Annotated in this window: 25 protein-coding genes and 2 pseudogenes; 16 read left to right on the top strand and 11 right to left on the bottom strand. The window is 55.9% G+C overall.

Annotated features, from left to right (window positions below):
• Positions 1–5 precede the first annotated feature (5 nt).
• From FPV09_RS03060 to FPV09_RS03045, 4 genes are all read right to left on the bottom strand, one after another.
• Entirely contained in the window at positions 6–860 is an 855-nt protein-coding gene (locus tag FPV09_RS03060) for a 2-oxoacid:ferredoxin oxidoreductase subunit beta (protein ID WP_148882340.1), read from the bottom strand.
• On the bottom strand, positions 860–2,050 hold the full coding sequence (locus tag FPV09_RS03055) for a 2-oxoacid:acceptor oxidoreductase subunit alpha (RefSeq protein WP_148882339.1): 1,191 nt from the start codon (positions 2,048–2,050) through the stop codon (positions 860–862). Before FPV09_RS03055 ends, FPV09_RS03060 begins: the two co-directional genes overlap by 1 nt.
• 3 nt (positions 2,051–2,053) lie before the next feature.
• Complete coding sequence (locus tag FPV09_RS03050; RefSeq protein WP_058939783.1) at positions 2,054–2,326, bottom strand: 2-oxoglutarate ferredoxin oxidoreductase subunit delta; 273 nt, start codon at positions 2,324–2,326, stop codon at positions 2,054–2,056.
• A 150-nt stretch (positions 2,327–2,476) separates the two neighbouring features.
• Positions 2,477–3,451 (bottom strand): archaeosine biosynthesis radical SAM protein RaSEA, encoded by a 975-nt coding sequence (locus FPV09_RS03045; RefSeq protein WP_148882338.1) that lies wholly within the window; start codon positions 3,449–3,451, stop codon positions 2,477–2,479.
• A 60-nt stretch (positions 3,452–3,511) separates the two neighbouring features.
• Here FPV09_RS03045 and surE point away from each other — a divergent pair, with 60 nt between their 5' ends.
• The 4 genes from surE (at position 3,512) to FPV09_RS03025 (ending at position 6,830) form a co-directional block, all read left to right on the top strand.
• Complete coding sequence (surE, locus tag FPV09_RS03040) at positions 3,512–4,288, top strand: 5'/3'-nucleotidase SurE (protein ID WP_148882337.1); 777 nt, start codon at positions 3,512–3,514, stop codon at positions 4,286–4,288.
• A gap of 123 nt (positions 4,289–4,411) precedes the next feature.
• Positions 4,412–5,623 carry a C39 family peptidase gene (locus FPV09_RS03035; protein ID WP_148882336.1) on the top strand — a complete coding sequence of 404 codons (1,212 nt, stop codon included), beginning with the start codon at positions 4,412–4,414 and terminating at the stop codon, positions 5,621–5,623.
• Positions 5,624–5,628: 5 nt separating this feature from the next.
• Positions 5,629–6,360, top strand: coding sequence for a hypothetical protein (locus FPV09_RS03030; protein ID WP_148882335.1), 732 nt, complete (start codon positions 5,629–5,631; stop codon positions 6,358–6,360).
• Positions 6,361–6,365: 5 nt separating this feature from the next.
• Positions 6,366–6,830, top strand: coding sequence for a hypothetical protein (locus FPV09_RS03025; RefSeq protein WP_148882334.1), 465 nt, complete (start codon positions 6,366–6,368; stop codon positions 6,828–6,830).
• 2 nt (positions 6,831–6,832) lie between these two features.
• On the opposite strand, the gene ftsY is transcribed toward FPV09_RS03025, so the two are convergent.
• Positions 6,833–7,735, bottom strand: a complete 903-nt coding sequence (gene ftsY / locus FPV09_RS03020; RefSeq protein ID WP_148883641.1) for a signal recognition particle-docking protein FtsY — start codon at positions 7,733–7,735, stop codon at positions 6,833–6,835.
• 152 nt (positions 7,736–7,887) lie between these two features.
• Positions 7,888–8,337 carry a hypothetical protein gene (locus FPV09_RS03015; RefSeq protein ID WP_148883639.1) on the bottom strand — a complete coding sequence of 150 codons (450 nt, stop codon included), beginning with the start codon at positions 8,335–8,337 and terminating at the stop codon, positions 7,888–7,890.
• A gap of 123 nt (positions 8,338–8,460) precedes the next feature.
• On the opposite strand from FPV09_RS03015, the pseudogene FPV09_RS12280 reads away from it, so the two are divergent.
• The 5 genes and pseudogenes from FPV09_RS12280 to FPV09_RS02995 form a co-directional block, all read left to right on the top strand.
• Positions 8,461–8,940 (top strand): annotated as a pseudogene (locus FPV09_RS12280) (BMP family ABC transporter substrate-binding protein); the annotation flags it as partial.
• Positions 8,941–9,255: 315 nt separating this feature from the next.
• Positions 9,256–9,732 (top strand): annotated as a pseudogene (locus tag FPV09_RS12275) (BMP family lipoprotein); the annotation flags it as partial.
• A gap of 62 nt (positions 9,733–9,794) precedes the next feature.
• Positions 9,795–11,330, top strand: coding sequence for an ABC transporter ATP-binding protein (locus FPV09_RS03005; RefSeq protein WP_148882332.1), 1,536 nt, complete (start codon positions 9,795–9,797; stop codon positions 11,328–11,330).
• Positions 11,314–12,360: an ABC transporter permease gene (locus FPV09_RS03000; RefSeq protein WP_148882331.1), complete on the top strand. Its 1,047-nt coding sequence runs from the start codon at positions 11,314–11,316 to the stop codon at positions 12,358–12,360. The genes FPV09_RS03005 and FPV09_RS03000 overlap by 17 nt, the downstream gene beginning before the upstream one ends.
• A complete protein-coding gene (locus FPV09_RS02995) occupies positions 12,357–13,268 on the top strand; it encodes an ABC transporter permease (protein WP_148882330.1) in 912 nt (303 codons plus the stop codon). Before FPV09_RS03000 ends, FPV09_RS02995 begins: the two co-directional genes overlap by 4 nt.
• A gap of 79 nt (positions 13,269–13,347) precedes the next feature.
• On the opposite strand, the gene FPV09_RS02990 is transcribed toward FPV09_RS02995, so the two are convergent.
• Entirely contained in the window at positions 13,348–14,340 is a 993-nt protein-coding gene (locus FPV09_RS02990) for a metal ABC transporter solute-binding protein, Zn/Mn family (protein WP_148882329.1), read from the bottom strand.
• A 93-nt stretch (positions 14,341–14,433) separates the two neighbouring features.
• On the opposite strand from FPV09_RS02990, the gene FPV09_RS02985 reads away from it, so the two are divergent.
• The gene (locus FPV09_RS02985; protein WP_148882328.1) at positions 14,434–16,224 is read left to right on the top strand and encodes a DUF4932 domain-containing protein; all 1,791 of its coding nucleotides are present in this window, start codon (positions 14,434–14,436) and stop codon (positions 16,222–16,224) included.
• Here FPV09_RS02985 and FPV09_RS02980 read toward each other — a convergent pair.
• The 3 genes from FPV09_RS02980 to cysS form a co-directional block, all read right to left on the bottom strand.
• Entirely contained in the window at positions 16,203–16,514 is a 312-nt protein-coding gene (locus tag FPV09_RS02980; protein WP_148882327.1) for a hypothetical protein, read from the bottom strand. The two genes, FPV09_RS02985 and FPV09_RS02980, sit on opposite strands and share 22 nt — an antisense overlap.
• 12 nt (positions 16,515–16,526) lie before the next feature.
• Positions 16,527–17,174, bottom strand: a complete 648-nt coding sequence (locus FPV09_RS02975; protein ID WP_148882326.1) for a phosphoribosyltransferase — start codon at positions 17,172–17,174, stop codon at positions 16,527–16,529.
• 89 nt (positions 17,175–17,263) lie between these two features.
• A complete protein-coding gene (gene cysS / locus FPV09_RS02970; protein WP_148882325.1) occupies positions 17,264–18,694 on the bottom strand; it encodes a cysteine--tRNA ligase in 1,431 nt (476 codons plus the stop codon).
• A gap of 182 nt (positions 18,695–18,876) precedes the next feature.
• Here cysS and FPV09_RS02965 point away from each other — a divergent pair, with 182 nt between their 5' ends.
• The 6 genes from FPV09_RS02965 to FPV09_RS02940 are packed head-to-tail and all read left to right on the top strand — an operon-like array spanning position 18,877 to position 24,036.
• Positions 18,877–19,920, top strand: coding sequence for an FKBP-type peptidyl-prolyl cis-trans isomerase (locus FPV09_RS02965; RefSeq protein WP_148882324.1), 1,044 nt, complete (start codon positions 18,877–18,879; stop codon positions 19,918–19,920).
• A gap of 42 nt (positions 19,921–19,962) precedes the next feature.
• Positions 19,963–20,871, top strand: a complete 909-nt coding sequence (locus tag FPV09_RS02960) for a hypothetical protein (protein WP_148883638.1) — start codon at positions 19,963–19,965, stop codon at positions 20,869–20,871.
• Positions 20,872–20,879: 8 nt separating this feature from the next.
• A complete protein-coding gene (mrtA, locus tag FPV09_RS02955; protein ID WP_058938117.1) occupies positions 20,880–21,482 on the top strand; it encodes a CPBP family archaeomyxosortase MrtA in 603 nt (200 codons plus the stop codon).
• A 37-nt stretch (positions 21,483–21,519) separates the two neighbouring features.
• The gene (locus FPV09_RS02950) at positions 21,520–22,272 is read left to right on the top strand and encodes a heparan-alpha-glucosaminide N-acetyltransferase (RefSeq protein ID WP_148882323.1); all 753 of its coding nucleotides are present in this window, start codon (positions 21,520–21,522) and stop codon (positions 22,270–22,272) included.
• Between the two features lie 38 nt (positions 22,273–22,310).
• The gene (locus FPV09_RS02945; protein ID WP_148882322.1) at positions 22,311–22,925 is read left to right on the top strand and encodes a hypothetical protein; all 615 of its coding nucleotides are present in this window, start codon (positions 22,311–22,313) and stop codon (positions 22,923–22,925) included.
• Positions 22,903–24,036: a hypothetical protein gene (locus FPV09_RS02940; protein WP_148882321.1), complete on the top strand. Its 1,134-nt coding sequence runs from the start codon at positions 22,903–22,905 to the stop codon at positions 24,034–24,036. The genes FPV09_RS02945 and FPV09_RS02940 overlap by 23 nt, the downstream gene beginning before the upstream one ends.
• On the opposite strand, the gene thiD is transcribed toward FPV09_RS02940, so the two are convergent.
• A complete protein-coding gene (gene thiD / locus FPV09_RS02935; RefSeq protein WP_148882320.1) occupies positions 24,005–25,300 on the bottom strand; it encodes a bifunctional hydroxymethylpyrimidine kinase/phosphomethylpyrimidine kinase in 1,296 nt (431 codons plus the stop codon). The genes FPV09_RS02940 and thiD overlap by 32 nt on opposite strands.
• Between the last annotated feature and the right edge of the window lies 1 nt (position 25,301).

The raw sequence follows: 25,301 nt of genomic DNA, 5'->3' as shown, positions 1-25,301 counted from the left end.
AGCTCTCACTCCTCCTTAAGGCCGAAATGCTCCTGAACCTCGTCTATGAGCTTGTTAAGCTCCGTGGTGAACTCCGGCCTCTCCCTGTTGACTATCTCTCCTATGACGAACTTGCCCTCAAGCTCCTCCGGGCTCATGTTTCTCGCCCTGCTGACCGGGACTGAGTTCTTGAGGAACCACCTGAGCATCTCGGCCGGCTCCTTCATCCTGTTCCTCCTTCCGAACTGGACCGGGCACTGGGAGATGACCTCAACGAGCGAGAAGCCCTTAACCTGGAGGGCTTTCTTTATGCTCTCGATGAGCTGGTAGACGTGGGCGGTGGTCCACCTGGCAACGTAGCTCGCTCCGGCGGCAGCGACAGTCTCGGAAATCTGAAGCGGGTGCTCTATGTTCCTGTACGGGCTGGTGGTCGTTTTAGCGCCGAACGGCGTCGTCGGGGCGACCTGGCCCCCGGTCATTCCGTAGATGAAGTTGTTCACGAGGATGACCGTTATGTCTATGTTCCTCCTCGCGGCGTGGAGCAGGTGGTTGCCGCCTATGCTCGCCAAATCACCGTCACCGCTTATGACGACGACTTTCTTGTCGGGAAGGCCCACCTTGACGCCGGTGGCGAAGGCTATCGCCCTCCCGTGGGTCGTGTGGAGGGTGTCGGCGAGGAAGTACGGTGAGGCTATCCAGGCGGAGCAGCCTATACCGCTAACGACGACGAGGTCCTTGGGGTCAATCTTGAGACCGTCGATCGCGTTCGCGAAGGCGTTGAGGACCGTTCCACCGCCGCAGCCGGGACAGAGAGCGGTGGGAAGGGCCTCCTTGCGGAGGTACTTAACCATCGGATAGGTGGAGTATATCTTCTTCGCCATCAGGCAACACCCCTTATCTCGCGGAGGATTTCCTCAACGGTCAGAGGCACTCCGCCGATTTTGTTCACGCCCTTGAGGAGGACGTCGTCGTTAACGTAGCGCTCGACCTCGATTATCATCTGGCCGAGGTTCATCTCGGCGACGAGTATTGTCCTTGCCTTTTTCGCCAGCTCCCTCATTCTCTCGGCCGGGAACGGGTGAACGGTCTTCGGCACGAAGAGGCCGGCCTTTATTCCTTCCTCCTTGGCCCTGAGAACCGCTCCAAGGGCGGGCCTAGCCGTCACTCCCCAACTGACGACGAGTATCTCGGCGTCGTCCGTGAAGTGCTCCTCGTACTTCTCGTAAACTTCGCGGTTCTTCTCAATCTTGTGGTGGATTCTCCTCACGAGCTTGTCGTGGACCTCGGGGGTGTAAACATCCCTCAGGCCGGTCTCTTTGTGAGTCGAACCGGTGACGTGGGTGAAGTAGCCGTGGCCGAAGAGCGGCATGGGTGGAACGCCGTCCCCGTGGGGGTCGCCGAAGGGAAGCTTTGCCTCTTCCTCGTTCTCCGGAAGCTTGCGGTAGGTTATTTCAACCTCAGAAACGTCCGGAATCTTTATCTGCTCCCTCGTGTGGGCGAGGACTCCATCGAAGAGCACCACAACGGGAGTTCTCAGCTTTTCGGCGATGTTAAATGCTCTTATCGTCTCCCAGAATGCATCCTGTCCGCTCGTTGGAGAAACGGCAACGATCGGATGGTCGCCGTGGGTTCCCCATCTGGCCTGGAAGAAGTCGCCCTGAGCTCCCTTCGTGGCCTGTCCGGTTGATGGGCCGCTCCTCTGGACGTCGACCAGAACGAGCGGGGTCTCGGTCATCACGGCATAGCCGAGGTTTTCCTGCATGAGGCTGAATCCCGGTCCAGCTGTGGCAGTCATGACCTTGAATCCTGTCCAGGAGGCGCCGACCATCGCGGCTATGCTCCCAATCTCATCCTCCATCTGGAGATAGTAGCCGCCGAGCTTAGGCAGTTCGCGAGCCATCGTCTCCGCTATCTCGCTGGATGGGGTTATCGGATAACCCGCGTAGAAGCGGCATCCGGCGAAGAGGGCGCCATAGGCTACCGCCTCGTTGCCCTGCATGAAGTAGTTGCCCGGTTTGTAAAGCCTTTTTATGAGCCGAATCTGATCCGGCTCGTTTCCTCTGATTATCATGAGTCACCACCTAACCGCGATGGCAAAGTCCGGGCAGAGAAGCTCGCAGAGCTTGCACTTGACGCACTTCTCGGCGTTAACAGGAACCGGGTAGTGAACGCCCTTTTCGCTGAGCTCCTTGCTCCACTCAAACACTTTTCTCGGGCACATTTCAACGCAAACACCGCAGCCCTTGCAGAGAAAAGTGTCGACGTCGATTTCAACAACACCTTCCGCCTTGCCGGTAACGAGGTAGTTCTCCTTCACGACAACGGTTTTCCCTTCGACAGCTGCCATAAGCATCACCCGCGATTTGCTAAGCCCTTTTACGTTTGTCAACATTTAAAGCTTTCGTGGGTGCCCATAAATGGGCATCAAAGAATCACGAGGGGCGTTATAAGGAGAACGAAAAGAGGGCATGAAAACTCTTTCAAAAACGAAATACATTCACAACGTCAGCAGCTGCCAGTCGAGGAGACCGTTTTCGACTATGTACTCCCATCTCTCGCGGCACTCTGGCTTGAGGTTCTCGATGTGGCTCAAATCCTGCGTTGCCGAGAACTTCTTTATCGCCCTTCCTATGGTCCGGTCGTAGTCCGTGAGGCAGTTGTGGGGCCCGCGCTTCGAGCCAGCCCCCACCGGGTCGCTCAGGATCCTCTTGTTCGGGAAGCGCTTCTTCGCCCAGACCAGGACTTCAACCGCGCTCCAAAGCCAGGGCGGGCGGTACTCCCTCTTTTCCCAGAGCCTCTCGTACAGCGTTCCCTTCTGGATATCGGTGATGTTTATCGAGAAGGTGTCAGTGTAGGGCTCGGCTTTGATTATGCCCTCCTTGGCGTCCTCTATGCCGTCGCGTTCGCTCAGGAAAATAGGCTTCAGCAGGAGGTAGGTCTTGACCTTTGCTCCAGCTTCGTGGGTCGTCTCTGCCGCCTTAACGAAGTCCTCGAAGGTGTTGCCCTTGTTGATTGAGACATCGGCTATATCGTCGTTGGCCGTTTCAAGGCCTATGGCAACTTCGAAGTGTTTATCAGGGACTATCTCAGCCAGCTCCTTAACGGCATCGTAGCGGACCAGCTCGCTCCTGCTCTCGATGACTATCTCCCTAACATCATCGAAATCCGCCAGAATCTCGAAGATCTTCCTCCTCGTTTCGGGCTTAAGCTCGCCGTTGTCCAGGAACGAGCCCGAGGTGAACATTCTGACCGCGAAAGGCCCATTTTTGCCTTCGATTTTCTTGAGGGCCTCTTTGACGTAGTCCACTATGGCGTCCTGGCTCCACCTGACCCTAGGCGCCGCGGTGGGATAGGCGCACATGTAGCAGGCCTGGTTGATCCTGAAGCGGTAGCATCCAATGGTTGGGAGTATGATAAACAGCGCCGTTCCGGGTTTCCCGGCAACGTTGTCCTCGCTCGTCCAGTAGGTCATCTTCTCACCTAAGCCTCGCTGGAAGTTAGGGTTTTTAAAGGTGAGGGATTAACCAGAACCATGCCGAGGATACTCATCACGAACGATGACGGGATTTATTCCAGGGGCTTGAGGGCGGCTGTCGAAGCTGTGAAAGACCTCGGGGAGGTTTACGTGGTCGCGCCGCTCTTCCAGAGGAGTGCCAGTGGCAGGGCAATGACCCTTCACCGCCCCCTCAGGGCCAAGCTCATTGACGTCCCCGGCGCAAAGGTTGCCTACGGTCTCGATGGAATGCCTGTGGACTGTGTAATCTTCGCCCTCGCGCGCTTCACCGACTTCGACCTCGCTATAAGCGGGATAAACCTCGGTGAGAACCTCAGCACCGAGATAACTGTTTCGGGAACTGCATCGGCGGCTATTGAAACTGCCACGCACGGTATTCCCAGCATAGCCGTGAGCCTTGAAGTTGACTGGAGAAAGACCCTCAGTGAGGGGGAGGGAATAGACTTCTCCGTTGCATCGCATTTTCTGAGGAGGATAGCCAAGGCAGTTCTTGAGAGGGGCTTTCCCGATGGCGTTGACATGCTCAACGTGAACGTGCCCAGGGATGCCACGCCGGAGACCGAGATAGTGGTAACGAGACTCGCCAGGAGGAGATACCGCCCGACTATAGAGGAGCGCATCGATCCGAGGGGACATCCATACTACTGGATAGTCGGAAGGAAGTGCGAGAAGTTCGAGCCCGGGACCGACGCCTACGCCCTGAAGGTGGAGAGAAAGGTCAGCGTGACCCCGATAAACATAGATATGACCGCGCGGGTGGACTTTGAGAACCTATACAAACTTTTAATCCTTTAATACATCTTTACGTTTCATAGTATGCAATTGTATTCATTAAGTTTAGTTTGGGGAAGAGTAATGTGCCGGCTTATTAACTTTTGTCCACACAAGATTTATTAAGTGTATTGGAGAATATATCCAATGGTGATCCCCTTGAAGAAGTGGCGGACTAGGGCATTTGCAGTTCTTTTTGCGGTTTTAGTTTTGAGTAGCCTCACTGGAGCCTTAAGCATGGTTCCCCCGAAGGGCCACACTGGTTCCGTGACGCCAGCTGAAGCCATGCCTGTCGCTCAGAGACACCTGCAGTGGGCATCTTCAAACCTGCCCGGATTTGAAGACTGGAAGAACGCAAAGCTTTCCCAGCCTGTGGTGTACTACTTCCCCAACGGAACCAAGAGCGCCTACGAGTTCACCGTGCTGGTGAACGGAAAGCCCAATGGATTCATACTCGTGGCGGCTCAGAGGTACATGCCTCCCGTTCTTGAGTTCAGCAAAGGCGAGGCACCCAGCAAAAGGCTGGGAAGAATCACTGCGACCAGAATAAAGGGCTTTTCAACGGAACGGCACAGGTTGCTCTATTACGGGGCGTTAAGCTATAGTGTGGAGCTAAAAAACGGAAAGGCCATGGACATCTACGGCAGACATATTTCTGTTCCAAAAAGAGTCTCCTTCTCACCCAAACATCACATGCTGTCTTTAGAGACAGAGACGACGGATAACATATATCCTACGTCCACTTACGCAGAAAAGCATATTCCAAATGTACCAGCTTGGACCACAACGGATGACGATGACAATCCAAAGCCGTATCCTTACAATGTGGGCCCCAATGATGATCCATGGTCCTGGTGGGACGGATGTACTCCTATAGCTGTTTCAATGGTGATAGCGTATTACGAACCCCAGCTTCAAGATTCTTGGGACAGGGAAGCGTTGATTGATGTTCTTCATCACACTCTAAAAACAAACGCAACAGGGGCCACCTGGAGTTACAATGTAGTTCCAGGCATAGAAAACGTTTATGAAGAGTATCAGCGCATTTCAAAAATGATAACTCTCAATAACATCGTTGAAAATGACTATACTGCTTGGTGGGAAAGCCGTGAAACAGGATTCTACGATGCAATAGCTGACATCGATAGCAACCACCCACTTTTACTCTGGATGATTGATGGAGGTTCTGCATTAGACCGCTCCCAAGATTACGTAAACCATACAGTTACAGTTGTCGGCTATGTGGGTTATTCCTCCGCATTCTATTGGGAAATCCATGATACGTGGGATAGTGTCAGCCATTACATAGCAGACGGAAATTGGAAAGAGGCATGGTTTATCTTTGTACGTAGGAGGTAGGTTTGATGACAAGAAGGGCCTTACATCTTTCTCTTTCAATTTTACTTTTAGTATTGGCATGTGGTGCCATTTTTACAAGCAAAAGGCTGAATGAAGAAAGTTCGTGTTTCTCAAAGGTGCCAGTGAACGTCAGCGATGTTAAACCACCAATCGTCAGCGGGCCGGGCTACCCTCCCCGGGCAGGATTTAAGGGCATAACACTCGACGAGGCTGTAAACGGGAGTCCGAGGCACGTGCTCGTCGGGTTCTTTAACTTTGAGCCCTCCAACTGGGCGGAGAAGAGGCCAAAGTGCTACTTTAAATCCCTCAAAGGCTTTTCCGAGAACTGGACTGGTCTCATCCTACCGGGGGCCTCCCTCTCAAACGTAACCCTCTCGGGAAGAGTTTATCTGGCCGTTTATGTGTATCCTTTGGAGGGAACGGCAATAATATCTAAGGTGGACTATGGAGAAACACCTGAGAAGTCGAAGATAATTGAAGCATTTCGGCTCAAGTACACGGAGCCTCCCAACGAGATTGTGGAAGCCTACGTTTCTAAGCTTGAGCACTCGGGCTATACTGCAATCAGGGAGCTTTCCGACGATCTTCTTAGGGGTTGGGTGTTCAGGAAAGGAAAAGACTATATTCTCGTGCTTGAGGTCAGGGACGATGGCAACCTGTACCTGCTCCTCGCCAGCGGCAATGGGGAGGACGTCAAAAAACTCACCAACGTCCTTCCTTTGAGTGGGGGGCGGTGAGCCCGATGAAGCTTCACCACTTCCTTTACCCTTTCCTCTTTCCAGCATGGGAGTTCCTGCTGATGGTCTTACTTCCACGGGAATACTACGTTGGGGCTACCTGCCTTCAGATCCACCCATACCCAATCTGCCGCTTTTACTTTGAGCCATCGCCCCTCTTCTTCCTTGTGGCCGCTCTGCCCTTCATCATCGTTGCCCTTCTCGCCCTCTGGAGGGACAGGAAAGGCACTGCGGTGCTCTCGGCGTCTTCAGGCGTTGTGGTCCTAGTTGGCCTTTCAATCCTCCGCTTCGTGGGAGGAACCGCCCTGTTGGCCGTTTTAGTCCTCCCCCCACTCCTCCAGTGGGCGTTTGCAAGAATTGTGGGACTTCAAATTGAGAGGGGAGAAGAAACCTCCTGGACGGTCTCAGCCGTCCTGAGCTTCCTCGCAGTTTGGACTGTGGTACGCATGGGGCTGGCCGTGAGTGTATGAGTTCACTCCCCAAAAATCCTCTCCACGAACCACTTCTCGTCGAAGGGCTTTAGGTCGTCGTAGCCCTGGCCGACGCCGACGAAGAGTATCGGCGCGCCGATGGCGTGGCTTATGCTCAGCGCCGCACCGCCGCGGGCGTCGGCGTCCAGCTTGGTGAGAATTACTCCGTCGATCTTCACCGCCTCGTTGAACTGCTTCGCCTGCTCGACGACGGAGTTGCCGGCGAGGCTGTCGCCGACGAATATCACCAGGTCAGGATTGGTTACGCGCGCTATCTTCTTCATCTCGTCCATGAGGTTTCTGTTCAGCTCGTTTCTGCCTGCTGTGTCTATAAGGACGACGTCCAGCCCCCTCGCCTTTGCGTGCTGGATCGCGTCGTAGGCGACGGCAGCAGGGTCGGCACCGTAGGAGTGCTTGATGACCTTAACCCCGACGCGCTTTGCGTGCTCCTCGACCTGCTCTATCGCCCCTGCACGGAAGGTGTCGCTGGCGGCTATGACAACGCTTAAACCGTTCTTCTTAAGCCAGTGGGCGAGCTTGGCTATGGTCGTTGTCTTCCCGGAGCCGTTGAAGCCCACGAAGGCTATGACGAAGGGCTTCTCCTCCTTAGACTTTATCAGCTCAAGAAGGTCTATTTTCTTCTCCGGTGTCAGGACCTCAAGAACGGCCTCACGGACGGCCTCTTCAACCAGTGCCTTCTTGTTCGTACCTATCTTGACCTTCTGGCCGACGAGCTTCTCCTTTATCCTCTCCTTGAGCTCCTCGACGGTTTCAAGTGCCACGTCCGCCTCAAGGAGCTCTATTTCCAGGTCCCAGAGCGCATTTTCCACGTCCTTCTCGCTTATTTCAGTTTGGGCAACCCTCTCCACAAATGAGCCTAATTTCTCCTTGAGCCTTCCCAGCATCTTTACCACCTGATGAGCGAGCAACTTAAGCCTATATAATTATTATGAAGTGCCCTCGGCGATAGCTGGTGTCATCACACCTCAGACCCGAAGCCACTCGTCATCGGGCGGGAGTGTCTCCTCCCCGGGGTTTATAAACCGCACGTGCCCGTTCAGTACCTCCTGACGTAGGTTTTGCTCTCGACTATTCGCCCGTCCTCCAGACGCATCACATCGACCCTTTCGAACCCGACGGTTTCCCTCTTGTATGCGATTAGATAGTCAATGAAGTCCTTGATTCTGTAGCGCGTTATCGAATCCTTCACGTACTTGTGTTCGTACAGCAGGATGAGCTTGTCCCTGTGCTCTCCCAGCCACTTCTGGAGCCTTTCCCTCTCAGCCTTCGAGCGCGAGAGGGGATTGATTATCAGGTACACATCGAAGTCGTCGCTATCAAACGGTGGGCCGATGTAGACGTCACCGTTCACCTGGAATGGAAGGTATTCAGCAAGCACGCGCCTGCCGTCCTTGCTCCAGGCATTGATGTATATCTTCGCAAGCCTCTTCCCGTCTCCAGTTATTAAAATGGCTCCCGAGTTCAGTTCGGCTATTTTCTTCAGCATGGTCATCACAAAAAACTTTTACTCTGAGGTTAAAATTCTTTCTCAAATTTTCGGCTTCCTGGGGACCATAAAGTATATATTGCGCTTTACGGGTATACCTTTGAAAACTCGCGGGGTGTTAGCATGAAGAAGCTGTTTAGCTTGTTTTTAATTGGCATCTTGGCTCTCGGTGTAGTGGCCAGCGGCTGCATAAGTGGCGGGGAAGAGAAAACCGGAATAAACATCCTCTACACGTACACCGGCTCATTCGGTGACCCTGCTAAAGGGAAACAGGCGGCACAGGCTCAGCTCCAGCAGGGCGCTTGGGTTATTTACCAGGTCGCGGGTGGTACTGGTCTTGGTGTCTTCGAGGCCGTGGGCGACTACTTGGACGCCAACGACAAGAAGATGGGACCGCCTTTCGCGATGGGTGTTGACTCCGCCCAGGACTGGATTAAACCGGGTGTTATAATAGCGAGCATGATGAAGCGTGTTGACGTTGGTGTTTACAATGCCGTCAAGCAGGCAGAGGAGAACCAGTTCCAGGGCGGTGTCGTTGAGCTCGGCCTCAAGGAGGGCGGTGTTAAGCTCTCAACCATAGAAGACGTCAAGGCCATGTTTGACTCCCTTCCATCGGACGTCAAGGAGAAGAAGCTCAAGGATCTCGGCTTTGAGAGCGAGGACGAGCTTATACAGTTCCTCGAACAGACCAGGAACCAGGTTCCGGACTGGATTTGGAATGCCATTGACGACCTTCAGAACCAGATAATCAACGGACAGATAATCGTTCCAAAAGCCACCTCTAAGGACCAGATTGAGCTTCTCAGAAAGGCCGATGAATGGAAGACCATGGAGGAATACACCAAGAACTGGAGTGCGAACGAACCCAAGCCCGAAACGTACTTCAATGAGAGCCTCAACAGTAGACAAAACACGAAAAAGATAGCCATCGTCTACGATGTCGGTGGTAGGGGTGACCTGAGCTTCAACGACATGGCTTACTTGGGTGCCGAGAAGGCCGCCAAGGAGTTCGGCCTCCAGCTCGATGAGCTCCAGAGCAACAGCGAGAACGACTATCTGCCGAACCTCAGGAGCCTCGCCAAGAGCGGTGAGTACGACATCATCATTGCGGTCGGCTTCATGATGACCAACGCGGTTAAGCAGGTCGCCCAGGAGTATCCGGACCAGAGGTTCGTCATCATAGACGGTTACGACCCAGAGATGCCCCACAACGTCCAGATGGTTCTCTTCAAGGAGAATGAGGGTTCAACCCTTGCTGGTGCCCTCGCGGCGCTCATAGCGCTCAACGACAACAAGGACACCATCGGTATCGTCCTCGGTATGGAGATTCCGGTTCTCTACAAGTTCGAAGGTGGCTACCGCTTCGGCGCCTACTGGGCCCTCGACTACTACAAGAACCACAAGCAGTGATTCTTCTTCCCCTTTTGTTTCCGTTTTGAGATTTGGAGGTGGAAGGGATGGAAGAGCAAACCCCAGTGCTTGAGATGCGGGACATTGTCAAGGTTTACCCAGACGGGACAAGGGCCCTCAAGGGGGTTACCCTTAAGGTCTACGAGGGCGAAATCCTCGGCCTCCTTGGCGAGAATGGTGCAGGAAAAACAACGCTAATGAAGGTTCTCTTCGGAATGCTGAAGCCAACGAAGGGCAAAATCTTTCTTCGTGGCAATGAGGTCCGCTTCAAGAGCCCCGCAGATGCCATAGCAAATGGAATCGGAATGGTCCACCAGCACTTCACGCTCGTTGATGTCTTCAACGCCCTTGAGAACATAATCCTCGGCATGGAGGGCCATGAGCTTCTGTCCAAGATTGACGTCGAGAACGCGAGGAAAAAACTCCAGAGGCTCATGGACGAGCTGAACTTCCAGGTTCCGCTTGACGTCCCCGTGGAGAACCTGCCGGTTGGTGTGCAGCAGAGGATAGAAATCCTTAAGATGCTCTACCGCGACGTTGATATACTCATCCTCGACGAGCCTACTGCGGTTTTAACCCCAATCGAGGTCAAGGAGCTCTTCGCGGTTCTCAGGAAGCTCAGGGAGCAGGGGAAGACGATAATCTTCATCAGCCACAAGCTCAATGAGGTCATGGAGCTCACCGACCGCGTCACCGTCATCAGGAAAGGTGAGGTCGTTGGAACCGTTAAGACGAGCGAGGCAACGCCCCAGCTCCTCGCGAGGATGATGGTTGGAAGGGACGTCGTTTTGAGGATTGAGAAGCCCCCGAAGGAGCCCGGCGAGGTTATCTTCCGCGTTGAGGACCTGTGGGTGAAGGGAGACAGGGGAGAGGATGCCGTCAGGGGGCTTACCTTCGAGGTTAGGGCTGGTGAGATATTTGGAATAGCCGGTGTCGAGGGCAACGGTCAGAGCGAGCTCATAGAGGCTATAACCGGCCTCAGAAAGGTCGAGAAGGGCAAAGTTTACCTTAAAGGAGCGGACATCACCGGCAAAAAACCGAGAGAACTCTACGACATGGGAATGGCACACGTCCCGGAGGATAGGACTCACATGGGCTTAATCCTTGAGATGAGCGTGATGGAGAACTCGATACTCGGAATGCACTGGCGGAAGGAGTTCTCGAAGGGTTTTCTGCTCGACTGGGACAAGGTTGAGGCGCACGCTAAGAGGCTGATTGAGGAGTTCGAGGTCAGCGCGCCTGGAACCAAGGCCCCTGTGAAGAGCCTGAGCGGTGGAAACCAGCAGAAGCTGATAGTTGCGAGGGAGGTCAGCAAGAAGCCGGAGTTCATCATAGCGGCCCAGCCGACGCGCGGTGTTGACGTTGCATCGACCGAGTACATCAGGAACTACCTCGTTAAGCTCAGGAACGATAACAAGGCCGTTCTGCTCGTTTCTGCCGACTTGGACGAGGTTCTCCAGCTCAGCGACAGGATGGCGATAATGTACGAAGGTCAGTTCATGGGAATAGTCAAGCCCGACGAGGTTACCGAGGAGCAGATAGGACTCATGATGGGAGGTGTTAAGGGTGAACCTCAAAAATGAGCTCAGGGGTTACGTCAAACCCGTAGCGGAGAGCGTTCTTGCAATACTCATTGGAGCCTTCATCGGGGCCCTTGTCCTCTGGTTCAGCGGTTACAGCCCCGGCTCAGCCTACTACTGGCTCATCAAGGGCTCCCTCGGCTCAACCGATGGTATAGCCGAAACCCTCAGCAAATCGGCCCCACTTATCCTAACGGCGATAACCTTCGCGATAGGCGCGAGGACGGGTCTCTTCAACATCGGTGCCGAGGGAACGGTGTACTTCGGCGCGATAGCGGCGATAATCGTCACTCAGTACCTCCAGAATCCCCTGGCGGGCCTCCTCGCGGGCCTCTTCATCGGAGCCCTCTGGGCCCTTCCAGCGGCAATCCTCAAGGTTTACAGAGGGGTGCACGAGGTCATATCCACGATAATGTTCAACTGGATTGCCTTTTTCCTCGTCAGCTGGCTCGCGGTCAGCGTCTACTACAACCCTAAGGACCCCAACAGCACCCTGCCGATTCCGCCCGGTGCAAGGTTGCCCCTTCTCGTAAAGGGAACCAGCCTATCCTGGGCGTTCATCATAGCCATCCTCTCGGCGGTGGTCGTTTTCGTGGTGATGTGGCACACCAAGCTCGGATACGAGCTGAGAACCAGCGGTCAGAACCCGAGGGCGGCCGAGTACGGAGGAATAAACCCCAAGCGCTCGGCCATCTGGTCCTTCGTCATCGGTGGAATGACGGCCGGGCTGGCCGGAGCGGGAATCGTCATGGGGACCCCACCGAGCTACGCCATAACCCAGGGACTGGCGAACGTTTACGGCTACGGCTTTGACGGAATAGGTGTCTCCCTCGTCGGCAGGAATCACCCGCTCGGCATAATCTTCGCGGGAATCCTCTTCGGAGCGCTGAGCGCTGGAGCAACGGCAATGCAGCAGCACGCCCACGTTCCGCTTGAGATGATTAAGGTCATCGAGGGCATCATAATCATAGCCGTCGCGGTTCCAGGACTGCTCGACCTCTTTGCCAAGCTCTTCAGGAGGGGGGAGGCATGAACGAGGCGATGGTAATCAGCCTTCTCCTCGGTTCACTCGCGGCGATGGTTCCAATAGCGCTCACGAGCATAGGTGCGGTGATAAGTGAAAGGGCGGGTGTAGTCAACATCGGCTACGAGGGAATACTGATGTTCTCGGCGTTCTTCGGGACAATGTTCGCGGAGCTTGCCGGAAACGGCTGGGTCGGCATCCTCGGCGGAGCTTTTATAGGCCTGCTCTTCGGCGTCCTTCATGGCATCCTGACGGTGTACCTCAAGGGGGACCACGTTATTCCGGGTATAGGCCTCAACCTCCTCGGCTACGGTGCGGTGGCCTTTGGAATCAGGGCCTACTGGGGAACCGCCGGTCAGCACCAGGTTCCGAGCAACGCCCAGATTAGCCCGCTGTGGATGGACGCCTTTGGAAACTCGCTCAGTCCGATGGTGCCTATAACGATAGCGATAGCCATCATAGCCTGGTGGGTGCTGTTCAAGACCCCCTTCGGACTAAGAATAAGGGCCGTCGGTGAGAACCCGGAGGCGGCCGATGCGCTCGGAATCAACGTCGAGCTCTACCGCTTCACGGCGGTCTTGATAGCGAGCGCCTTGGCAGGAGTCGCTGGGGCCTATCTAAGCGTTGACTGGCTTGGAACCGTTACCAAACAGATTGCCGCCGGAAGGGGCTTCATAGCACTGGCCAACATGGTCTTCAGCGGCTGGAACCCAATAATAGCCCTGGGAGGAGCGTTCCTCTTCGGATTCTTCGACAACTTCGCCATCTACATCCAGAACAACCCCTGGCTCGCGGGAACGATACCCTGGCAGTTCATAGCGACCCTTCCGTACGTCGTGACCCTGATAGTGGTCGCGGGCATCATCGGCAAGGCAAGGCCGCCGAAGTGGGACGGAAGGCCCTACAAGAGGGAGTGACTCATTTTTTCTCTGCTTTTTATTTGCCTCCATGATGGCAAAATACGGCCACAATGGGGAAAAGAAAAGTGAATCTGAATCATTTCTTGAGTATGATCCCAAGGGCGACGCCAAGGACGATGCCGACGACCAGGGAGAGCGCCACGTACCTTCCCACGTCGTCCCTATGAACAGGCAGGGTCTCTCCCGGTCCGCCGCCTAGGGCCTTAACCACCGCCGCGCTGTTCTCGATTAGAACCTTCGTGTAGGGCCTATCGCTCCAGAAGACCGTTATCTCGGCGAGCGGCTTCCCGCTCTTGGCGGCGAGCTCCTTCGCCGCGTCCTTCATCTGGTCCGGGCTGTCGAGGGCGTAGACCACAAGGTCGGTTCCTTCGGCGGTTCCGAGGAGCTCGTCGATGCCTATCGCAGGAACCTCCTCCTCGGGCTTTATGGCGGCGGTTGCCTTTATTCCAAGCCACTCGATGGCGTACTCGTCGGGCGGCATCTGGATGACGGCGGTTTTGTTGCCCTCAACCAGCGCCCTGTATGCCTCCACTATCGCCCCAACCCTGCTCTCGAAGTCCCTGTACCTCGCCCTGTAGAGCCCGGCCTCCGCGGGGTTGGCCCTCTCGAGCGCCTTCTCGGTCGCCCTCGCTATGGCCAGGGCGTTGGTCGGGTCCAGCCAGACGCCGTGGGGGTTGTCCTTATCGTTGTACCAGTATTCGGGGAGATAGCGGAAGCCCTCGCGCTTGTAGTCGTCGAGGAAAAGTGCCTCCCCCGTTATCGTCCCCTCCTCCTTCAGCTCGGCTATCTTCTTCTCCACGGGCAGGTGGCCGCCGGTGGTTACTATCACGTCGGCTTTCCTCAGGAGTTCGATCTGGCTCGCGGTCAGCTGGTACTCGTGGGGATCCGCGCCGGGGGGAATTATGTAAACCACATCCACGAAGTCCCCGAAGGCGTCCTGAACTATTGAGGCAATCGGGGCTATGCTGGTAACTACGAGGGGTTTCTCTGAGGAGGCTCCGGCGAAGGGGATGAGCCCTGCCGCCGCGGTTAGTAAGATGAGTGTGATAATCAATCCTCTCGCCCTCATTTTCGGTCACCCGAATTCCCTATCTTCCGGTTGGGCTTTAAAAGCTGTCGGAAGCTTTAAATATCCTCCGCCGAAATACCACCGGGTGTCGTGATGAAGCGACTGTGGGCCTTGATAATCCTGGCGCTCTTCATCGGAGCGGCCGCGCCGCAGGTGACCGGCTACAATGTGACCGAACGGGTGAGCGTCGAGATAAGCCCCAACTCGGAGCTGCTGAGCGTGGTCTACTACCTCGCCTTTGGCCGGAGCGACCCGTTCGTCATAGACCGCGGCGGCTACCTCGATGAAGTTGATTCGTACTTCGCCCCATACAGGAACCACCGCGCGGTTCAGATGCTGCGGGAGCACCTTGAAAACACCTCTTCCATCTCGGAGAGGGACCTTAGGCTGTACTACACCGAATACTACCTCCTTCTCTGCACGGAACCGCCTGAGCTCCAGCCCTGGGGAAACATCGGCGACCCCTGGACACTCGACTTCATCGAGGCTTTGAGAGACTTCGCCAGGGAGAGCGACTTCATGACCTTTTACAGAACCCACCAGGATTACTACTGGGAGGACCTCGGGATATACGAGAACGCCCTCTCGCTTCTCCCGATGGATGAATTCATGGGCCGCTACACCGACGTTTCCAACGTTCGCTTCGAGTTCCTGCACCCGTTCCTGGTGGCAATACACGGCCACAGCTTCAACCCAGTCAGGGACGGCGTCCAGATATACGGGGCCGGGGGAATGGTGCCGCTCGTGAGGCGCGACCCCCAGAGGACGGCCTGGAGCTACAAGACGGCGAGGGACACGATGTTCGGCCTGCCCCTTAACATGGACTACGTGAACAACACGGGCCTCGACGAGCTTATCTACCTGGGCTTCGTCTACCACGAGCTTGGCCACGACATTACCCTGCCCGGCCTCTACGCCAACTACGGCGACACATACTCCCTGGCCTACCTGGAGGACACCATAGAGGAGGACATGCCCTACCTCGCGCGCTACGACATTCACTTCTGGGACAGGACGGGCATGATATACGAGGGCTTCGCCGACGGCTGGCTGGACTTCACGCTCTCCAACGTGGACCCCGACTACGCGGCTCTGGCGGTGTGGCTCCAGAGGGCCTGGGGCGAGTTCTGGATAGACGAGGTGCTCCAGCTCTACGGCAAGTACGCGGCAATGAGCGTCCAGAACTCCGTTCCCCTTGACGACTACGTGGACGAGATGCTCGTGGATCTGAGAACCCTGATTCCCCCTGAGAATGCCGGGAAGCTCTACAGCGAGCGCGTCCCGGTGACCCCGCTGAGGGCCTTCGACAGGGGTGCGGTGGAAGGGAGGGTGGTGGTAGTTTACGGAACCCAGAACCCCGACCCCTCGGGGGTAGAGATGGACAGGAAAACGGCTGAGGCCATAGCTGAGAACCTCAGGGTCTTTTACTCCCAGTGGGACGGGACGGTGGAGGTTTCGGTCAAGGCGGACGTGAACGTCACCGACGAGGACATGGGATCGAACCTGGTGCTGGTCGGAGGGCCTTACTCAAACTCGCTCGTCGATGAGCTGGACGAGGGCTTTCCGCTGCGCTTCGTGCCCGTGGGAGACGGCCACTGGGTCCTCGACAGGAACCCCGACTGGGGGATCTACTCCTACGTTCTAACCAGTAATGAGGAAGACCCCGTTATCACGGGAGAGCTCGGCAGCATCACGGGAACCGCCGTGATAATGGCCGTGAGGAACCCCTACAACCAGGGGAACTACATCGTCTGGGTGGCGGGGGAGAACAGGAACCTGACGGCCCTCTTCCAGAACCCGACGTACTACCTGAGCAGCTACGAAATATGGAGTGAAAAGGGAATAGAGATGGGGTTCTACGTTCAGTCTCCCTGCGCCTCCTGAGTTTCTTCCTTTTCTTCCGAGCCGCTCCTTATGTGGGGCTTGCCGATGGCTATGGTGAAGCCCTTGAAGGAATCGTCCTTCCTGTTGAACTCTATCGCAAGCGGAAGGCCGTTGTCCTCGTTGAAGACTATCCTCACGATTCTCGCCCGCGAGTGGTCGTTCAGATAGTCCTCCTTCAGGCTCTCGTAGTTGTCTATGACATTATGTATGCTCTCGCTGTGCATGTCGTAGATCTCCCTCGCGTAGACGCTGTGGTTCTTGATTTCCTGAACCTTCTTCTTCCGGTCCAAGGTACCACTCCCTCAGGCTTTGCGCCACTTCCCGTCCCTGAACTTAAAAACCTTCCTGCGCTCGGCCATGCGGAGGGCTTCCTCCAGCCTGCCCTTTGGAACCTCCATGCCGTGGAGCTCCCTGAAGAGCTCGACTATCTCGTCGGTGGTTAAAGCCTCCTTCTCCTCGAAGATGTTGTTCACGAGGTTTATCATGTCCTCGACGAAGTTCCATGGGAACACTATCCACGCCCAGTCTATTTCCTCGCCGTAGTAGTCAGGCTTGAAGCGCGAACCCCTGATGGTGAGGAGCGTGGCGACCCTTATCTCGGCCGGCCCCTTGCCCTCGATGTAGTTCTTGGCGAGCGTCAGGCTCTCCCCCGTGTCGCTGATGTCGTCGACGATGAGAACCTTCTTGCCGCTCAGGTCGTAGCTGGTGCCGTACTTGAGCTTGGCCTTGCCGTCGGGGGTTGCGGTAACGCCCCAGTGTTCGACCTTAAGGCTGACGAGGTCTTTGACGCCGAGGTAGTCGCAGTAGAGCCTCGCTGCAACCCAGCCTCCTCTGGCGAGTCCGACTATAACATCCGGTCTCCATCCGTCCTCCAGAATCTTCCAGGCACCTTCCTTTGCCCACCTTTCTATGTCGTCCCAAGAAGCGAGATAAGCCGGAAACTTCTTCATTGGATTTCCCTTAATTGAGCGGAGGGAAGGGTGTATTTAAGTGTTTTGCTCTGGGGCCTTGATTGAGAGATGACAAAAAATGTGGGAAATTAGACTTTAACCCTCTTCCAAACCGTTCCCTGTGGGGTGTCCTCGAGCTGAATGCCCATCTCCCTGAGCTCTGCCCTTATCCTGTCGGCCAAAGCAAAGTTGCGCTCCTTCCTGAGCTGGGCGCGGACGTCAATGAGGAGCTGGATAAGGGCCTCCTCCTCGCCCGCCCTCTGCTCCCTGAAGTAGTCCTCGAAGATGCCGAAGACCTCGCTTACAATCCTGAAGAACTCCAGCGCCTTGCGAAGGATGCTCTCCTTCGGCTTTTCAACCTTCGTTAGATACCTGTTGACCGCGTTGCTCGCCTCGAACACTGCCTTTAAAGCTTCGGCAGTGTTGAAGTCGTCGTCCATGGCGCTGTAGAACTTCTCCCTCGCGTTTCTTATCGCCTCGTATGCCTCGAACTCTTCCTGACCCCACTTGAATGCTATATCGGCCCGCTCCATGGCCACGCGGATGTTCTCGAGGGTGTTGTAGAGCCTCTCAAGGTTGTTCTTGGCGTGCTCCATGCCCTCCTCAGTGTAGTCGAGCGGTGAGCGGTAGTGCCTCTGGAGGATGAAGAGCCTTATGACCTCAGGGTCGTAGCGCTCTAGCATTTCTCTGATAGTCACGAAGTTGCCGAGGCTCTTGCTCATCTTCTCCCCGTTCACCATCAGGAAGCCGGTGTGGAGCCAATACTTGACCCACTCGTGCCCTGTGCAGGCCTCGGTTTGGGCTATCTCGTTCTCGTGGTGCGGGAAGATTAGATCGTTGCCGCCGCCGTGGATGTCAAAGCTCTCGCCGAGGTACTTGGTGCTCATCGTGGAGCACTCGATATGCCAGCCCGGCCTTCCCTCCCCCCAGGGGCTTTCCCATTTGGGCTCTCCGGGCTTCGCCTTCTTCCAGAGGGCGAAGTCCTCGGGATTCTTCTTGCCCTCGCCGGGCTCGACGCGTGCTCCCTTCCTGAGCTCCTCGAGCTTTATCCCGCTCAGCTTTCCGTAGTCGCTGAACCTCTGAACCTCAAAGTAAACGCCGTCGCTTCCCTCGTAGGCGTAGCCCTTCTCCTGGAGCTTCCTCACGAACTCTATAATGTCGTCCATGTGCTCGGTGACGCGCGGATAGACGTCGGCGGGCTTGACCTTCAGGGCCTTCATGTCCTCAAGGAAGAGGCGGAGGAACCTCTCAGCAAGCTCCCTCGGATCCTCGCCGGTTTCATTCGCCCTGCGGATGATTTTATCGTCGATGTCGGTGAAGTTCATAACCATGAGAACGCTGTAGCCGCGGTGCTCAAGGTATCTCCGGATAACGTCGAAGGCCACGTAGGTTCTGGCGTGGCCGAGGTGAGTGTAATCGTAAACCGTTGGCCCACAGACGTACATCCTGACCTCCCCGTCTCTCAAAGGCCTGAACTCCTCCTTCTGCTTTGTCAGGGTGTTGTACACTCTTATGGCCATCTTCTCACCACCGGGGGAACTTCGTGAAGCCCTTTTATTAGGTTATCGCCTTCATCATGGCCAGATTTGTGTACGCGGCCCGCTCTTTTTTGGAAGTCTGGGAGTGTGTGTGCACGGCCGCCGGCAAAAGCTTAAAAAGCAACCCTCTCAATCCGGGGTAGAGCAGGAAAAAGGAGGTTACGATGATGAAGGTTCAGAAGGGAGACGTCATAAGGCTTCACTACACCGGAAAGGTCAAGGAGACCGGCGAGGTCTTTGACACCACCTACGAGGAGGTTGCCAAGGAAGCTGGAATCTACAACGAGAACGGTATTTACGGCCCGGTTCCGATAGCCGTCGGCGCCGGTCACGTTCTCAGCGGCCTCGACGAGCAGCTTGAGGGCCTCGAGGTCGGGAAGAAGTATGAGATAATAGTTCCGCCCGAGAAGGGCTTTGGAAAGCGCGACCCCAAGCTCATCAAGACCTTCACCCTCGGCCAGTTCAGGAGGCAGGGCATCTACCCGTTCCCGGGAATGCCCATTGAGATCGAGACCGAGGGCGGCAGGAAGCTCAAGGGCCGCGTCCTCACCGTCAGCGGTGGCCGCGTGAGGGTTGATTTCAACCACCCCTACGCCGGCAAGCACCTCATCTACGAGGCAGAGGTTGTTGAGAAGATTGAGGATCCGATAGAGAAGGTCAAGGCCCTGATAGAGCTCCGCATGCCCCGGGTGGACACCGGAAAGGTCATCATCGAGGTTGGCGAGAAGGACGTTACCGTGGACTTCAGCAACGCCGGACTTGACAGGAACACCCTTGTCCTCGGCGAGATACTCCTTGAGAGCGACCTCAAGTTCATCGGCTACGAGGAGGTCAACTTCAAGCCGGGCGTTGACGAGCTCCTCAAGCCGCCCGAGGAGAAGGGCGAGGAAGTTGTGGAGCTCGAGGAAGAGGTCAGCGAGCCCCTCGTTGAGAAGACCGAGGAGGGCGAGACCAAGGTCGAGGAAAAGGAGGAGGTAAAGGAGGCCGAGGAGCCCTCCAGTGAAAAGGCCGAGGAGACCGAGGCGGCCGAGAAGAAGGAAGAGACCGAGAAGAAGACCAAAAAGAAGACCACCCGGAAGAGCACCTCCAGAAAGAGCACCAAGGGCAGGAAGACCAGGAGAACGACGACCAAGAAGACCACCAGCAAGAAGAAGACCAAGGCGGCCGAGGAGAAGAAGGGCGAGTCCACGGCCAAGGACTCGGAGTGAGGTTTTTAATCCCTTCTTTTTATATCTATTCTGGTGTGGTGCATGGTCAGCGAGGAGAGGCTTAGGATACTGCTGGAAGACCTCGGCTCAAAATTCGTTAAAGATGACGTTCCAAAGATTCGGAGTGCGCTGCTGGCCCTTCGTAAGGTGAGTGAAATCCCGGTCTCCCGTCTCAACCCTTCGACGGGGTATCATCCGGTGGTGATTTTCAAGAGGAGATTCGGAAGGATTCAAAAGGAGGTTCCCGTCTCCATCGTGGACCTGAAGGTTCTCAACAGATACAACATGCCCGGATGGCGGAGGGAGATTGAATTTTGGCTTGATAATGATGTGGCCCTTCAGGACAGCATCATGGGAATAGAGGCCCTCATGATAGGCGACCCCAGACAGCTGAACAGGCTGGGCGATGTCCTTCGTCGGATTCTTCAGCAGATGAATTACCGTCCGCGGAGGCTGATTCTCTTCTACAGCACAATCTACATGGACTTTGGGGCGGACAGGTACATTCAGATGGACCTCCGCGGGGGAGACATGGAGCTGACGCTGATAAACATGAAACTAAGCGAGGCATCCAGCTACCTCGGAAGGGCCATAACGGGTATAGACTCCTCGTTCGGCAACAAGAACATGGAGTTCTATAAGCTGCTTTTTGCATACGCGACTGAAACACGGAGCTCTTTTGACTGGTTTTTCCACAGATACATATACCCCCGGCTAAATCCGGAGCAGAAGGAGTTCTTTGAGGAGATGCAGGACTACAGGAACTTCCTCACCCTCCTCTACTCCTACATGAACCGTCTCAACAAGGACCGGATTGGAACGGAGGTTGGCATAAGGGTCATCAGAAGGGCCAATCCAAAGAGACCGCTTGAAATAGGCATAGTGTTCACGAACCGGGGCATAGAGATAAGGAGGTACGCAAACAACGTCCAGATAAGCTTCATGGTGTGAATGCCCCTATGAAACTCAGACGCAACCCGTACGTTCTCTATGCACTCTCAATACCATTTATCCTCGCAGTCCGCTACAGCGGCGGCGGACTCTTCCTCTGGGCGGGCTACAACCTCCTGTTCTACTTTGCCCTCCCCCTAGTCTTGGCGTATGCCCTAGGCTTCGAGCGGGGGGAGCTGGGGGTTCAGGCGGGCAGGCTTTCTGAGTATCGGTGGGCCCTTTTCCTTTTCATTGCCACCATTCCGCTGAGCCTCTACGGCACGACAATCCCGTCGATGAAGGAGTACTATCCAATATTTGAATACTCGGGACCGCTTGATTTCATCGTCAAGGAGCTGGCCGTTGGGGTCATAATGTTCGCCCACGAGGCGTTTTACAGGGGAATACTACTCTTTCCCCTTGCGAAGAGGAACGAGTGGCTCGGGATTCTGGCGCAGGATGTTCCCTACGCCCTCGTCCACGTTGGAAAGCCAGGCATAGAGGTTCCCTATTCGTTCGTGGCGGGAATAGTCTTCGCCAAGCTCGACCTTCGGGCCGAGAGCTTTCTCCCCAGCTTTCTCCTTCACTGGCTCGGCTCGGTGCTCTTCGACGTCCTATGTGTCCTCCTATAGGCGAAATGGATATTAGGGATCAGTCCCAAGAGACCTTATGCTCGGCGCCGAAGTGTACCTGAAGAGCCGGTACTGGGAGGTTGACCTCCTGCGCGGTATCGGAATAACGATGATGGTGGTCTCAAACTTTGTCACAGACCTCTGGCTCTTCCTCAACTACTCCGGGCACCGTACGTTCTGGTTTTCCTTCGCGGTTGCCACTGCCTCGATATTCGTCTTCACATCGGGCCTCTCATTCTGGATAAGTTATTCCCGAACGGTAAAGAGAAACCCCCAACCCTACCGGAAGTATTTCCGACGCTTTCTCAAGCTCTTCGGCCTTGGTATGCTCATAACCCTCGTCACCTCCCTTCTCCCGGGCGAAATGACGATTCACTTTGGAATCCTCCACTTCCTCGGCGTGGCTACCCTGCTGGCGGTTCCTTTCTATCGCTTTGGTAGGAAGAACATCTTTTGGGCCTTCTTTTTCCTCTTCAGCCACCTCCTGGTAAGCAACCTCCACGACGGCCTCTGGCTCCTCCCCCTGGGCATCACGCCCAAGAACTACTTCGCCCCTGATTACTTCCCGATTTTTCCCTGGTTTGGGGTGTATCTCTTGGGAATGGCCGCGGGGAGCGTTTTCTACCCCGGAGGAACAAGAAAAATGCATCTTTCCCTGCCGCAGAGTCCCGCGATCCACTTCATAACCTTCGCGGGCAGGCACACGCTGGTTATCTACCTCCTCCACCAGCCGGTTCTCGTGGGCCTTCTTAGACTTATCCACGGCCCGATTCCAGGGCTTCCAATCTAACCGGAAAATTTAAAAGGTCAGTTCCAACTTTAAATCGTATGAATGTGGAAATCGGGGCGTTTATGGAGCTTCCTTCCATTGAAGAGTGCTTGAGAAAGGCCGCGCTCGACGCGCTGGTAGACGAGACAGTCAGGGTCAGTGGCGATTTCGTCAGCGAACTCTTTCATCCCGGCCCGTGGGAGCGCTTTAAGGAGTGTGCCAGACCAAGGGCGAGCGTGGGGTTCTCGGTTGGGGGCTTCTTTATCGCCAGGGGCGAGGAGGACTACCTGAGGTTCGCGGAGGGAATTCTAAGCATCGGGGCCGTCGCGAGAAACAGGTTCGAAAGGGCCTTTAGGCTGGCAGAGCTTACGGGCACGCGCCTCATGGCTGACGCCGAAAGCGGTGGGATACGGCTATCGTTTGCGGGTTTTCACGGCGTCGTGAGCCTCCATGACGGGGAAATTGTTTTCTCGACCGGGGAGAACACCCTCGGGGTCCCCCTGGAGGACTTTTTCGTGGCCGAGGAGCGCTTTCTCAGCTCCCTCGCCTTCGACCTTGAAGAGCTGTTCGAGACATGCTCAAGGCACGGGCTTGAGAGGGCGTTCCTCGAGAACACCCGGCCGGTCAGGCTTCTCCTGAAGGTGATTGGCTATGAGAGCAGGCTGGAGCGTTGAAGTTGGGCGTGAGGACCTCCTCGAAAGGCTCGCCGAACTTGCCAAATCCGGGGACTTAATCGAATACCGCCGCTTCAACTGGGATGACTACGGGACTCTAAGCCTCTGGAAGGATGAACTCCTCGTCTTCGGGGCGGACGTCTTCCTCGGGAGCGCACTTGAGGAGCTGGCGTTGCTGAACTTCCACCTGCTCGGGGTTGAGGCGCCCCTCGACCTGGGGGAGCTGAGGAGGACAAAGCTTGAGGATGACCCCTTCAGGAGGGCCCTCGCGGGGGAGAACTTCGATGCCTTTCTTGGAGAGCACCCCGCGGTGAGCCTCGGCTCCTACGACCCCTGGATTGACCTGCACGTCGCTGATGACGGGAAGACCCTTAGGATTCTTTCCCTTGAGTGGTACGGGAGGAGCCAGGAGCTGTACTTCGAGGTTCTCATGGAGGAGTGGCTCGACTCGACGGTAAAGCTGTTCGCAATGGTCGTCAGGGACTTCGAGAGAATGAGGGAGACGCTCCTGAGGTACGGTTTCTCAGACGCTCCCAGAAAAATCGGAAGGTACAGGGCCCTTCTGAGGTCGCTTCTCGACGCGTATCCAGTGGACCTCGACGCCCTGCCACCGGCCTACGCCCCCTGGGAGGTGGAAGAGGTGGTTAGAACGGCCTCGAACTTCCTATTCCGGGGGAGCGTTGAGGGCGCGAGGTGCGTCCTCGACTCCCTTAAAAATCCCAATCACTACCGGCAGGCGCTCTCCAGAATTCAAGGGGAACCCAAAGCACTTGAGAAGCTCTACCGCCTCCTCGATGAGCCCTACCGCTCTGAAATGCTCTCCTATCTGGCCTACCTCTACGCGGTCGAAGGAAAACCCAGTGAAGGCATGAGAGTCGCGGAGGAACTCGGAAGCAACCAGGGCTTCTACGACCTTGCGTTGGGGCTAATCCGGGTTGGAAACTACAGGACCGCCCTGAAGGTGGCGAAGAGAATCAAAAACCCCTGGCTGAGGGGAGAAATCCTTATGCGGCTCTATTCGGAAAAGCCAGAGCTGGAGAATGAGATAAAAGAAAACGCCCCGGAGCACGTGGTGGTCTTCATCGAGGAGCGGAAGAAACGAGAGCACTAACCCTCTCCACCACCTCCTGCGCGTCCCTTCCAAAGATTAGGGCCATCGGCTCCTTGCCCCAGTCCCCGAGGTGGTATATTACGTCGGGCCTTTTTTCTGCCCTTCTTACGGCAGTTTCTATGCCCCATTCCATCGTTCCTCTCTTGGCCCTCTTTACCTCCTCAGGCTCCTCCCGCATGTCGTAGAAGGAAACCGCTAGGCCGAGCTTTTTAGCCCGCGCTATCAGCCCTTCCGAATAGCGCAGGTTCAGGACGGCCCGGACTTCTGGGTAGAACTCGCGCATCTTAAGCAAAGCCCTCTTCAAGTGGTCGCTGGCGTTAAGTTCCACCGGGCCAACGGGCTTAACCGTTTTCCCGTAGCGGACGATTCTGCCCTTGACGGCAAAGACTTCCCCGAAGGGCGTCGCAAGCGCGAAGTTCGTCCTGACTTCTGGAACATGGGGGTTGAGCCTCTCACCGAGCTTCACCAGCTCTTCAATGGCCTTCTCAAGCTCTTCCCTCGCCCTCCAGCGGTAAGTGTCCCTCTGGAGCTTCCAGAGTGGATTGACGGCCTTTGCTTCGGCCTTTGAGAACCCTATGGCGCCTTCGACGAAGCTTTTAGCATTTTTCACTGCCTCTGGAAGCTCAAACTCCTTCGCCAGAAAAGCGGCCAAGGCCGAGGAGAATGCACAGCCCGTCCCATGGGTGAAGCCCCCAACCCTTTCCCCGGGAAACTCGAAGAACTCTCCCCGCCAGTAGAGGAGATCGGTTAGGTTCAGGTGGCCGCCTTTGACGATTACCGCCTCAGCTTTCAGAGTTTGGGCGATGAACCTGGCGGATTCCTTCATATCCTCGAGGGAGTGGATTTTAAGACCGCTTAGAGCTTCGGCCTCCGGGACGTTTGGGGTAACTATTGAGCCCTCCACGAGGACCTTGAGCGACTCGATGTCGTCAATGAGTCTCTCACCGGTGCTCGAAGCCATCACCGGGTCGAAGACCCTCGTTAAGCCCTCCGTCTCCTTGGCGACGACCTTGGCTATCTCCCCGCTCCCGAGCATTCCAATTTTGACGGCCCCTATTTCAAAACTCCCCCTAACGGCCCGTATCTCCCTCCTCACGGCCTCGGGTGGGAGTGAGAAATATCCGGAAACTTTCCCGGGGTTCTGGTAGGTAACCGAAGTGAGAACCGGGAGCGGGTGCTCCTCTAAAGCCGAGACCGTCTCGATGTCCGCTTTTAGACCCGCTCCACCGCCGGTGTCGAGGCCCGCTATTATCAAGACGGCCATG

Source organism: Thermococcus aciditolerans, assembly GCF_008152015.1.
GTDB lineage: Archaea > Methanobacteriota_B > Thermococci > Thermococcales > Thermococcaceae > Thermococcus > Thermococcus celericrescens.
This window is presented reverse-complemented; position numbering and strand designations above follow the sequence as displayed.